Annotated in this window: 11 protein-coding genes; 8 read left to right on the top strand and 3 right to left on the bottom strand. The window is 69.7% G+C overall.

What is annotated here, in order from left to right:
* Positions 1 to 342: 342 nt before the first annotated feature.
* Together gatC and gatA are read left to right on the top strand one after the other, a co-directional pair.
* Positions 343 to 642, top strand: coding sequence for an Asp-tRNA(Asn)/Glu-tRNA(Gln) amidotransferase subunit GatC (gene gatC / locus BO226_RS12120; protein WP_006554549.1), 300 nt, complete (start codon positions 343 to 345; stop codon positions 640 to 642).
* Positions 639 to 2114 carry an Asp-tRNA(Asn)/Glu-tRNA(Gln) amidotransferase subunit GatA gene (gene gatA / locus BO226_RS12115; protein WP_006554548.1) on the top strand — a complete coding sequence of 492 codons (1476 nt, stop codon included), beginning with the start codon at positions 639 to 641 and terminating at the stop codon, positions 2112 to 2114. Before gatC ends, gatA begins: the two co-directional genes overlap by 4 nt.
* Positions 2115 to 2198: 84 nt before the next feature.
* On the opposite strand, the gene BO226_RS12110 is transcribed toward gatA, so the two are convergent.
* Entirely contained in the window at positions 2199 to 3479 is a 1281-nt protein-coding gene (locus BO226_RS12110) for an alpha/beta-hydrolase family protein (RefSeq protein WP_071935348.1), read from the bottom strand.
* Positions 3476 to 4087, bottom strand: coding sequence for a hypothetical protein (locus BO226_RS12105; RefSeq protein WP_071935347.1), 612 nt, complete (start codon positions 4085 to 4087; stop codon positions 3476 to 3478). The genes BO226_RS12110 and BO226_RS12105 overlap by 4 nt, the downstream gene beginning before the upstream one ends.
* Before the next feature lie 167 nt (positions 4088 to 4254).
* Here BO226_RS12105 and BO226_RS12100 point away from each other — a divergent pair, with 167 nt between their 5' ends.
* From BO226_RS12100 to BO226_RS12080, 5 genes are all read left to right on the top strand, one after another.
* Positions 4255 to 5421, top strand: a complete 1167-nt coding sequence (locus BO226_RS12100; RefSeq protein ID WP_387395774.1) for a sensor histidine kinase — start codon at positions 4255 to 4257, stop codon at positions 5419 to 5421.
* A gap of 11 nt (positions 5422 to 5432) precedes the next feature.
* Positions 5433 to 6110 (top strand): response regulator, encoded by a 678-nt coding sequence (locus BO226_RS12095; RefSeq protein ID WP_016691187.1) that lies wholly within the window; start codon positions 5433 to 5435, stop codon positions 6108 to 6110.
* A gap of 103 nt (positions 6111 to 6213) precedes the next feature.
* Complete coding sequence (locus BO226_RS12090) at positions 6214 to 7242, top strand: 6-phosphofructokinase (protein WP_019288390.1); 1029 nt, start codon at positions 6214 to 6216, stop codon at positions 7240 to 7242.
* A 42-nt stretch (positions 7243 to 7284) separates the two neighbouring features.
* Entirely contained in the window at positions 7285 to 8793 is a 1509-nt protein-coding gene (gatB, locus tag BO226_RS12085; RefSeq protein ID WP_024101389.1) for an Asp-tRNA(Asn)/Glu-tRNA(Gln) amidotransferase subunit GatB, read from the top strand.
* Between the two features lie 24 nt (positions 8794 to 8817).
* Positions 8818 to 10023 carry a cation:proton antiporter gene (locus tag BO226_RS12080; protein ID WP_071935345.1) on the top strand — a complete coding sequence of 402 codons (1206 nt, stop codon included), beginning with the start codon at positions 8818 to 8820 and terminating at the stop codon, positions 10021 to 10023.
* Here BO226_RS12080 and BO226_RS12075 read toward each other — a convergent pair whose 3' ends face one another.
* Positions 10024 to 11169, bottom strand: a complete 1146-nt coding sequence (locus BO226_RS12075; RefSeq protein ID WP_071935344.1) for a PQQ-dependent sugar dehydrogenase — start codon at positions 11167 to 11169, stop codon at positions 10024 to 10026.
* Positions 11170 to 11246: 77 nt separating this feature from the next.
* On the opposite strand from BO226_RS12075, the gene BO226_RS12070 reads away from it, so the two are divergent.
* The gene (locus BO226_RS12070) at positions 11247 to 12005 is read left to right on the top strand and encodes a DoxX family protein (RefSeq protein ID WP_019288387.1); all 759 of its coding nucleotides are present in this window, start codon (positions 11247 to 11249) and stop codon (positions 12003 to 12005) included.
* The last annotated feature ends 67 nt before the right edge of the window (positions 12006 to 12072 follow it).

Here is a 12072-nt window from a genome sequence, read left to right as displayed (position 1 = left end):
CTGCCGTCGACGAACGCCACATCGACGGCACATGGTGCGCCGGCATCCGAGTGCCGGCCCAGGGGCCCGTGTCGACCTCTGGCAGACCACATCCTTGCACCTCGGCGCCGGCGTCCGGGACGGCGCCGATCCGAAATTATGCCGACCCCATCGATAATCCCCGGTCGCGACGGTGCATGTCACACGAACGCAACACAGCGTTGCGAAGCTTGCAACATCGGCGGACGGGACGCGACGCCGACCGGGCGACGAGTGATGTCGCCGAACCGCGTGCGCCGTCGCTTCCAGGACGCATTACCCTGGACAGGACGTTCACTCTCCATCGGAAAGGGGCCATTCACGGTGCCTGCCATCTCCCGTGACGAGGTCGCGCATCTCGCCCGGTTGTCCCGGCTTGCGCTGACCGATGCCGAACTCGACGAGTTCGCCGGTCAGTTGGATTCGATCCTCAACCACGTCAAGGCGGTGTCGGAGGTGGCCGCGGACGATGTGGCTCCCATGGCGAACCCGAACGCCGTCACCAACGTGACGCGACCCGACGTCGTCGTCCCCGGTCTCACACCCGAGCAGGCGCTCTCCGGTGCGCCGGCCGTCGAGGAGGATCGCTTCTCGGTCCCGCAGATCCTGGGAGAGGGCGAATGAGCACGGATACGACACGCCTCGACGCCGCGACCCTGGCGTCGAAGATCCATGCCGGCGAACTGTCGTCGGTGGAGGTCACCCAGGCCCACCTCGATCGCATCGCCGAGGTCGACGGCGAGTACAACGCCTTCCTGCACGTCGCCTCCGAGCAGGCGCTCGCCGCCGCGGACGAGGTCGACCGTGCCGTCGCCGCGGGCGAGAAACCGGCCTCGGCGCTCGCCGGTGTGCCGCTCGCGCTCAAGGACGTGTTCACCACCACGGACATGCCCACCACGTGCGGTTCGAAGATCCTCGAGGGCTGGGTCTCGCCCTACGACGCGACGCTCACCACGAAGCTGCGCGAGGCCGGGATCCCCATCCTCGGCAAGACCAACATGGACGAGTTCGCGATGGGTTCGTCCACCGAGAACTCGGCCTACGGCCCCACCCGCAACCCGTGGGACACCAGCCGTATCCCGGGTGGCTCGGGTGGCGGTTCCGCTGCGGCGCTCGCGTCGTATCAAGCACCCCTCGCGATCGGCACCGACACCGGTGGCTCGATCCGCCAGCCCGCCGCTGTCACCGCCACCGTCGGCACCAAGCCCACCTACGGCACGGTCTCTCGGTACGGCCTCGTCGCCTGTGCGTCGTCGCTCGACCAGGGTGGTCCCTGCGGCCGCACCGTCCTCGACACGGCGCTGCTGCACGAGGTCATCGCCGGGCACGACCCGCGCGACTCGACGTCGGTGAACGCCCCCGTGCGTCCCGTCGTGGAGGCGGCGCGCCAGGGTGCGGCCGGCGACCTGAAGGGCCTGAAGGTCGGCGTGGTCAAGGAGCTGCACTCCGACAGCTACCAGCCCGGCGTGCTCTCGTCGTTCGATGCGGCGGTCGAGACGCTCACGAAGCTCGGCGCGGAGGTCGTCGAGGTCTCGTGCCCGCACTTCGAGTACGCGCTCGCCTCGTACTACCTGATCCTGCCGTCGGAGGTCTCCTCCAACCTGGCCCGCTTCGACGCGATGCGGTACGGCATGCGCGTCGACGACGGCACGATGAGTGCCGAGCAGGTCATGGCCGCGACCCGCGCCGCCGGTTTCGGCAAGGAGGTCAAGCGCCGCATCATGATCGGCACCTACGCGCTGTCCTCCGGCTACTACGAGGCCTACTACGGTCAGGCACTCAAAGTCCGGAGCCTCATCGCGCAGGACTTCGACAAGGCCTACGAGCAGGTCGACGTGCTGGTCTCGCCCACGAGCCCGTTCACGCCGTGGAAGCTCGGCGAGAAGGTCGACGATCCGCTGGCGATGTACCTGTCCGATCTATGCACGCTCCCGACCAACCTCGCGGGGCACTGCGCGATGTCGGTGCCGTCCGGCCTCTCGGCGGACGACGGTCTCCCCGTCGGTCTGCAGATCATGGCCCCGGCCCTGGCCGACGAGCGCCTGTACCGCGTGGGTGCGGCCTTCGAGGCGGCACGAGGACCCATCGTCGCCTGATCCTTTCCCACACCACGACCCGTCGTGCCGTTCGTCGGCCGGCGGGTCGCGGTGTATCCGGACGCCGATCCGTGTGGGCGCGATCTACCCGTCGGCGGAGGTGCACCGCGCCTGATCGTCGCCGTAGCGATGACCGTGACCGGGTGCCGCCTCGAGCGAGGTGAGCAGGTCCACCGTTGTGTTCACGAACGACACCACCGGCAGCCACGGCGGGGTCGGGGCATCGGCGCGCGCATGCGACAGATCGGGCGGCGACCACAGCAGCGACGGCCGCCACCACACCACCGGGTCGGAGGTGTTCGCCCGGACACTCGCACCGGCGGTGCGGACCCCCGCGGGTGGCCCCGCGAGGAACAGTGCACACGGCTCCGGTTCGTCGTCGAAGACGGCGCTCGCGCCGGACGCTCCCAGAGACTGCCCGTAGACGTGCAGGGCGGGGCGTCGCTCGTCGGGCAGCGTGGACAGGTGCGCCCGCAAGGCGGTGACGAGCGCGCGGGCCTCCTCCTCCGCAGCACCGCGATCGAGGACGAAGGTCGCCCAGCTCGGCATGTCCGAGTACTGCTGGGCGACGATGGCGACATCGTCGCCCCACCGGTCCTCGAAGCCGCGAACCGCAGCGGCATCGACCCAGCCCGAGCCGGTCGGCACGGCCACCACGAGATGCGGTCGGTCGAAGGCTCTCGCCCGGCGGAGTTCGTCCACCGCGAACTCGGCGCGCGCAGACGGATCCGGCGCGGCCGACAACGGTATGTAGATCCGGATCGGTGACCCCTCGGAGGGCAGGGACACGAACTTCTGCCCCTCTCGACCCAACCGGTTCCACAACACCGCCGATCCCACGCCACCCGACAATCCCGCCGAGAGCGCGGTGGGGGAGGCGACCGTGTCGACCGCCCCTCCGGGTGAGAAGGCCACCGTGGTGCCGATCCCAACCGTGGCGCCGATTCCCAGCGTCGCGGCGACGGCCACCGCCACCCCGCGTCGCGACAGGAGGTGCACGAGGCGCGGAAGGGCGAGCAGCGCCGCGACGACCACGATCGCGACTGCCAGTGCCTCGAGCCACCAGCGCACATCCAGCGCCGGGACCGCCATCGCCTCCCGCAGACCGTTCTGCCACCGATGCGCACCGGCGGCCGTGACCAGCACGACGGATCCGCCGACGAGCGCGACGGGCACATGCAGTTCCGGTCTCGCCGGCCGCGGAGCCCGACCGGTCCGCCGCCTCGCGGTCACGACGAGACGGAGAACGGCCAGCGCGACCAGGACGAACACCCCTGTGACGACGCCCTGCACGACCGACTGTCGCGGCAGCAGGGGAGGGGCGAGGGAGATCACCGTCGCGAGAACCACCGTGAGGATCGTCATCGCCGTACCTTTCGTGCCGTGAAGCCCAGAGCGACCGAGCCCGCAGCGACGGCCAGGGCCCACGGCGATTCCGCGACAGGTGTCCGGTGACCCTGTCGCCACGAGTTGAATTCCACTGCTGCAGAAGAAATCCCTGCGATCGGCGTGCAGGAGGTGATGCCGGGTTCGGAACGGCAGACGGTGTCGAGATGCCGTGCGAACAGACCGTCGAGGTCGCGGCGGGCACCGGTGCCCAGCTCGCCACCGGTGGTGTGGGCGTATCGCAGGAGGTCGTACCCGAGATCGTGCACCCGGCATGCCGATTCGAACGCCGCCGGCAGCGGCACCGGGGCGGAGCAGTCACCTTCGGGGTCGGCGAGCACCGTCGTCCCGTCCGCCCACTGTTCGACGATCGGCGCATACCCCATCACGGCGGTGAAATCGGCCGGCAGGGACGACAGTGCTCCGTCCGCGTCGTCGGCGACGAGCGCCGTCACCGTCGCTGCGGCCGCGGCGTCCTCCGTCGGGGGCGCGGCGGAGTGGGCGAGCGCCCCCGGCGCGGCGGCATATGCTGCGGTGGCGAGGAAGACGACCGACGCGACTCGGACCGCTGCGGATCTCACTGTCATGCCGGTGACGCTAGGAACGCGCAGCCCTGCACCGGACCCCGCGACGGAGCGATCTCGAGGAGGCCGACACCACCCGCAGAGCTATGCGGATCTCACCCCCAGGTATGAGGACAGTCGAGACCCCGGCTCCTAGCGTGGGTGAGGTGAAAGAGCTTGCGAAGTCCGGCGTGAGAACCGCGGGACGCCTGGGCCGGGGACGGTGGAGCGTCATCACCGTGGTCACCGTGACGTTGATCCTCTATGCGATCGCGTGGCCGACGCTGCCCCTGACCCACGACGTCTCCCCACCCCTGTTGCCGCTGATCTCGGGGATGGCGGTGTTCCCGTTCCTCCTCGTGCTCGTCCGGCCGGCGCTCGGGTGGGCGGTGGCCGCGGCGGCGGGACTCGTCATCCCGATAGCGTTCGACCTGGTCCCCGGCTACGACTATCCGTGGCAGGTCGTGCACATCATGGTGATGCTCGCGCTGGTGTTCGCCGTTGCGATCCGCGAGGAGATCCGGATCGTCCTCGTCGTCTGGGTCTCGACGGTTCTGCTCTTCGCGGCCTTCGTCCCCGGCAGCGACGGCTGGGGCTGGGGGATCGGGATCAGCGCCCTGGTGGTGTTCGGGCTGTTGGTGCGCTGGCTGGTGATCTCCCGACGGCAACTCGCCCAGCAGGAGGAGGCCAGCGAGCTCGAACGTGCACGGCGCGCCATCCTCGAGGAGAAGGCCCACATCGCACGCGACCTCCACGACATCGTTGCCCATCACATGTCGATGATCGTCGTGCAGGCGCAGAGCGCGCCCTACCGGCTCCCGGACGTGAACGACGACGTACGCACCGAATTCGACGCCCTCGGTGCGACCGCACGGGAGGCGCTGAACGAGGTCCGCACCCTGCTCGGAGTACTCCGCAGCGACGGGCAGCTCCCCGAACACGAACCGCAGCCCGACATCGACCGCATCGGTGAGCTGTTCGAGTCCTCCCGCCGAGCCGGGATGGCGCTCGAGACGGAGACGGTCGGCGTCCCCGCACCCGTCTCCGACGGTGTCGGACTCACCGTCTACCGGATCCTGCAAGAGTCTCTGGCGAACGCGGCCCGGCACGCACCCGGCGCCCGCGTGTCCGCACGACTGCAGTGGGAGCCGGCGACCGTCACGGTGGAGGTGACCAACGGGCCGGCCTCGCCCGGTCAGGTCGACACCACCGTTCGGCAGTCGGACCGCAGCGGCGGCAACGGAATCCTCGGCATGGTCGAACGTGCGTCCGTCGTGGGCGGGCAACTCGTCGCCCATCCCCGTCCCGGCGGCGGTTTCGAGGTCCGAGCGGTTCTCCCGGTGCTGACCGGGGCCTAAGGTGGGTGCCGATGACCGAACCGCACCCTCCCATCACGGTGTTCATCGCCGACGACCAGGCAATGGTCCGGCAGGGCTTCGGAGCACTGCTCGGAGCCCAGCCCGACATCAGCGTCGTCGGCGATGCCCCCGACGGTCGAGCGGCTGTCTCGGAGGTCGCGCGACTGCGGCCCGACGTCGTCCTCATGGACGTGCGCATGCCCGAGATGAACGGTCTCGACGCGGCGCGGCACATCCTTGCCGACACCCGTGAGCCGCGGTCGAAGGTGCTCATGCTCACCACCTTCGACCTCGACGACTACGTCTACGAGGCGCTCGGGATGGGAGCGAGCGGGTTTCTGCTCAAGGACGCCCCCGCCGACGAACTCGTGCGGGCCGTGAGGGTGGTCGCCGATGGTCAGGCACTGCTCGCGCCGACCGTCACCCGTCGCCTCATCGCCGACGTCACCAGCCGGCGCCGGCCGGCGAGAGGGCGCGACCGCGTCCTCGATCCGCTCACCCCACGCGAACTCGAGGTGCTCGAACTGATCGCGCACGGCCTGTCGAACACCGAGATCGCAGAACGATTGTTCGTCGCCGAGCAGACCGTGAAGACCCACGTCGGCAAGGTTCTCGCAAAACTGCACCTGCGCGACCGGGCACAGGCCGTGGTGCTCGCCTACGAGTCCGGTCTCGTCACACCCGGCTGAATCGGGCTGCCGTCGCGCCGGTGAACGGGCAGGATGGCAATGCAGCAGCGGTCCGGGCGGTATCGGTCCGTGCGGTACGGAACCATGCGACGGGAGGTAGTGCGTGACGAGGATCGGAATTCTCACCAGTGGCGGGGACTGCCCCGGGCTCAACGCGGTCATCCGCGGTGCGGTGCTCAAGGGCACCGAGGTTCACGGACAGGAGTTCGTCGGATTCCTCGACGGCTGGCGCGGTCTCGTCGAGGGCGATGTGATCCCGTTGGACCGCAGCCGTGTTCGCGGTCTCGCCCAACAGGGAGGCACGATCCTCGGTACGAGCCGGTTCGGTCCGTACCAGGGACCCGACGGTGGGGCGCAGAACATCCAGAAGACCCTCGACCGCCTCGGGATCGACGCCGTGATCGCCATCGGGGGCGAGGGCACCGCTGCCGCCTCGAAGCGACTGTTCGGTGAAGGGATCCGCATCGTCGGTGTGCCGAAGACGATCGACAACGACCTCAGCCACACCGACTACACCTTCGGGTTCGACACGGCCGTCGAGATCGCGACGGTGGCGATCGACCGCCTCCGGACCACCGGCAACTCCCACAAACGCTGCATGGTGCTCGAGGTCATGGGCCGGCACGCCGGATGGATCGCGCTGCACGCCGGTACCGCCGGCGGCGCACACGCCATCCTCATCCCCGAGCACCCCGAGAGCCTCGAACAGATCTGCGAGTGGGTGACGAGTGTCCGCAACCGCGGACGTTCGCCGATGGTCGTCGTCGCGGAGGGCTTCACGCTCCCCGAGATGGAGGAGGCGTACTCCACCAAGGGGCTCGACGGCTTCGACCGGCCGCGCCTCGGTGGGATCGCGGAGGTGCTCGCGCCGCTCATCGAGAAGCACACCGGTGTCGAGGCCCGCGCGACGGTGCTCGGCCACATCCAACGGGGCGGTGTCCCCACGGCATTCGACCGGGTACTCGCCACGCGACTGGGCATGGCGGTGACCGATCTCGTCGCCGAGGAGGACTGGGGGCACATGGTCGCGCTGCACGGCACCGACATCGCCCGGGTCGATTTCGACGAGCTCGCCGAACCGAAGTACGTGCCCGACGAGCGCTATCAGGAGATGCGGATCCTGTTCGGGTGAGGCCGCGCGTCGGCACTGTCGGCGCCGTCTAAAATCGACACCATGACTGCCTCCGTGTCCGCTGACCTGCTCGCCTACGACGACGTGCTCGCGAAGTTCGAGCCCGTGATGGGCATGGAGGTGCACGTCGAGCTGCACACCGCCACCAAGATGTTCTGCGGCTGCCCGACGGCCTTCGGCGCCGAGCCCAACACGCAGGTGTGCCCGGTCTGCCTCGGTCTGCCGGGGGCGCTGCCCGTCGTCAACCAGGCCGCGGTCGAGTCCGCGATCCGCATCGGCCTCGCGCTGAACTGCTCGATCACCCCGTGGGGTCGCTTCGCGCGGAAGAATTACTTCTACCCCGATCAGCCGAAGAACTACCAGATCTCGCAGTACGACGAGCCGATCGCCACCGACGGATATCTCGACGTCGTGCTCGACGACGGCACCACCTGGCGAGTCGACATCGAGCGCGCGCACATGGAGGAGGACACCGGCAAGTCGCTGCACGTCGGTGGCGCCACCGGTCGCATCCACGGTGCGAGCCACTCGCTGCTCGACTACAACCGTGCCGGGGTTCCGCTCGTCGAGATCGTCACCAAGCCCATCGTCGGTGCCGGCGAGCGCGCCCCCGAGGTCGCCCGCGCCTACGTCACCGCCCTGCGCGACCTGCTCGAGGCACTCGACGTCTCCGACGTCCGCATGGACCAGGGCTCGATGCGGTGCGACGCGAACATCTCGTTGATGCCCATCGGCGCGAAGGAGTTCGGTACCCGCACCGAGACGAAGAACGTCAACTCCCTCAAGTCCGTCGAGGTCGCGGTCCGCTACGAGATGCGGCGCCAGGCGGCCGTGCTGGTCTCCGGTGGTGAGGTGATCCAGGAGACCCGGCACTTCCAGGAGGCCGACGGCACCACCTCGCCCGGTCGCCGCAAGGAGACCGCCGAGGACTACCGCTACTTCCCGGAGCCCGACCTCGAGCCGATCGCGCCCGACGCCGCCTGGGTCGAGGAGCTGCGCGCGACGCTGCCCGAGCTGCCGTGGCTGCGCCGCGCCCGCATCCAGGCCGACTGGGGTGTCTCCGACGAGGAGATGCGCGACCTCGTCAACGCCGGAGCGCTCGACCTCGTCATCGCGACCACCGAGGCCGGCGCCCCCGCCTCGGAGGCCCGCTCGTGGTGGGTCGCCTACCTGGCCCAGCAGGCCAACACCCGCGGTGTCGAACTCGCCGAACTGCCCATCACACCCGAGCAGGTCGCCCGCGTCATCGCGCTGGTGGCCGACGGCAAGCTGACGAACAAGCTCGCCCGTCAGGTCGTCGACGGTGTGCTCGCCGGTGAGGGCGAGCCCGACGAAGTGGTCGCCGCTCGCGGTCTCGAGGTCGTGCGCGACGATTCGGCGCTGCAGGCCGCGGTCGACGCCGCGCTGGCCGCCAACCCCGACATCGCCGACAAGATCCGCTCCGGCAAGGTCCAGGCGGCCGGCAAGATCGTCGGCGACGTCATGAAGGCCACTCGCGGACAGGCCGATCCGGCGCGCGTGAAGGAACTCGTCATCGCCGCGTGCAGTTGATCTTGCGCGGCTAGAGTAGCGGCGATGGACGCCGCTGTAGCCACCTCGCTGTTCTGGATCGCCGTCGCGGCGGTGCTGGCACCGCTGATCGCCGGCGCCGTCCCGCGACGGCTGGTCCCCGAGGTCGTGCTGCTGCTGGTGGCCGGTGTCCTCATCGGCCCCTACGCGCTCGACCTCGCGGAGACGGGCAGCGAGATCGGCATCCTGCGCGAACTCGGCCTGGGGATGCTCTTCCTGCTCGCCGGATACGAGATCGACCCGGCCGAGTTGCGCGGGCGGGGTGGGCGCCGCGCGATGCTCACCTGGTGCGTGTGCATGCTGTTGGCGCTCGGCACCGTCGCCGCGCTCGGAGCTGCAGGTCAGGTGCACGCCGAGATCGCCGTGGCGATCGCCCTGACGTCCACCGCGCTGGGGACGCTCCTGCCGATCCTCGCCGACCGCGGACTCGTCGCAACCCCACTCGGACGCTCGGTGCTCAACCACGGTGCGTTCGGCGAGCTGTTGCCCGTCGTGGCCATGGCGACCCTGCTCGGTGCGCGCGGCGCACTCGGCTCGCTGATCGTCCTGCTGGCGTTCGCGGTCGTGGCCGTCGTCGTCGCCGTGCTGCCGACCTGGATCCTGCGGGAAGGTTCACGGTTCACCCAGTTCGTCCGACTCGGCTCCGACACCACCGCCCAGATCCCGGTGCGACTGACGATGTTGTTGCTCGTCGGACTCATCGCCGTCGCCGCCGTCTTCGATCTCGACATCATTCTCGGGGCCTTCGCGGCCGGCTTCATCCTGCGCCGCACAATCCCGGCGGGCGACGAGCGGCTCGAGAAGAAGCTCGACGGTCTCGGATACGGCTTCCTCATCCCGATCTTCTTCGTCACCTCGGGCATGGCGATCGACGTCGGTGCCGTTGCGAGTGCCCCGGGCATCCTGCTGGCATTCCTCGGACTGCTCGTCCTGGTGAGGGGTGTACCGGTGTTCGTCGCATCGCGCCTCGAACGCGACGAGACCGGCAACCGCATGTTCGGAACCGCCGAACAACTGCAGATCGCCCTGTACTCCACTACGGGTCTGCCACTGATCGTCGCGGTCACCGGCGTCGCGGTGAGTGCCGATCAGATGACGAACGCGAGCGCGTCGATCCTCGTGGCGGCGGGCGCCGTCACCGTCCTCGTCCTCCCGATGCTCGCGGGACTGCTCCACCACCCCGCTGCGGCGGAGACACCGGGGCGGGCATGATCAGTCGAATCCGCCGCCACCGGCCGGGAACTGGATGCGGATGACGCGATCGTCGTTCGGTCCCGGTTCGGCGCCGGACTTGTTGACCGTCGAGACCCACAGCAGGCCGTCGGGCGACGAAGAGGCGCCGCGCAGCATGCCGTAGCGGTCCTCCGCCGCGAGGACGGGGGACGCCGTGACCGCGCCGGTCCCCGGATCGGTAGCGACGACCGCGACGGCCTTCGCGTCGGTGAGCGAGATCGCGATCCCGTCGGGAGCCGCCGCGCACCCGGCGACACCGGGCCGCTCGGGCCACGTCCAGGCCGGGCCGGTACCGGTCGAGCCGTCGACCCCGACCCGTTGGAGCCGGTCCTCGAGGGGAGTGCGGTCGGTGATCCACAGGTTGCCGTTCGGATCGCGGCACACATCGCCCGCGGTGCCGATGCCCGACAGCACCACCGAGGGAGTGGGTGCTGCGCCGGGTGCCGGGAGCGGCAGGTTCAGGAGCTTGCCGGACAGGACGTTCGGATCGTTTGCGGCCGCTGCGTTTCCGGCGTCGCCGGTCAGGACGGCGAGCTCGGTGGGCGAGACGAACTCGATGGCGCCGGAATTGCCCGTCGCGCCGCGCGGGATTCCCGTCAGCACGTCCTTGGGAGTGTCGCCCGCGGCGATGCGGACCACGCGGTTGTCCGAGGCCGTGGTGATGTAGGCGTAGAGCAGTCGGTCCTCGGCGAAGGTGGGGGAGAGTGCCACGTCCAGGAGCCCACCGTCCCCGGATCCGTCGACCGGGATCGTCGCGATCTCCACCGGCTCGGTCTCCGGCGCGACCTGCAGTATCCGACCCGTCCGGCGCTCGGTGACGAGCGCGGAGTTGCCGTCGGGCATCGTCACCAGGCCGCCGGTGACGTCGAGGCAGGTCGCGATCACGGACGGGTCGGGATCGACACACGGCCCCGGAGGCTTGGGGGAGGCGCTCGGCGTGGTCGTCTCGGTGGGGTCCTGGGGCCCGACGCCCGGTCCCGGATCGAAGGTGGGTTCGGGAGTGAACGGGCTCGATGCGGAGTCGTCGAAGCGGGCGCAGGACGGGACGGCGAGGACTCCCACGGCAAGCGCCGCCGCTGCCGCACGTACGCCCCACGAACCCGTCCACCGCGTACCCCGTGTCATGCCGCAAACGTTACCGGCACGACGCGCGCACCCGCGGATGCCGGGTGTGGGGGCAGTCACGGGCCTAGGCTGGGAGCGTGGCCGACAACAAGAACGGTGGCATACCGGACGCGGGTTCGAGTTCCTACGGAAACCAGCCCGACGAGCACACACTCGAGATGCACCGACCACGCGAGTCGTATCTCGGATCGGACGACGACTTCGGGGCCGGGGGAACGCCCCTCGGCACCGACGCCTACGCCGCTCCCACCGAGCAGATGTACCGGCCGGAGCCGGTATTCGGTGCGGATGCGGGCGGCGCGGTGGCCGTCGGCGAGCAGACCCCGAAGGTGCGCCGCGGGACGCTCGACCTCGGATTGTTCGTCCTGCGCGCGGCGGTCGGGGCGATCCTCGTCGCACACGGACTGCAGAAGCTGGTGGGTCTGTGGAACGGCCCGGGTCTCGACGGTTTCGAGTCGTTGCTGCGCGACGCGGGGTACCAGCAGCCCGCCGTGCTCGCGATCGTCGGCGCGGTCGGTGAGATCGCGGCCGGAGGACTGCTCGTCCTGGGTCTGCTCACTCCGTTCGCCGCTGCTGCGATCGTGGCCATCATGGTCAACGCGGTGCTGTTCAAACACGAACTCGAGCCGGGCGTCCAGTTCTTCGCCGCCGAATCGTCGGGCTTCGAGTTCGAGGCCCTTCTCGTCGCCTGCGCGGTGACGATCACCCTCACCGGACCGGGACGCATCGCGATCGACGGACGACGCGGCTGGGCGACGCGTCCGTTCCTGGGCTCGTTCGTCGTGCTGCTGATGGGTGTGGCGGCCGGCGTGTGCCTGTGGATCTTCGGACGCTGACATACGAAGGACGGACACCAGGCGAGGGCCCCGCGATCGGGATGATCGCGGGGCCCTCGTTCCTGCT

Origin of the sequence: Rhodococcus sp. 2G, from assembly GCF_001886355.1 — a bacterium.
Lineage (GTDB): Bacteria > Actinomycetota > Actinomycetes > Mycobacteriales > Mycobacteriaceae > Rhodococcus > Rhodococcus pyridinivorans.
Note: the sequence above shows the minus strand (reverse complement) of the source record. Positions and strands in the feature narration are given on the sequence as shown.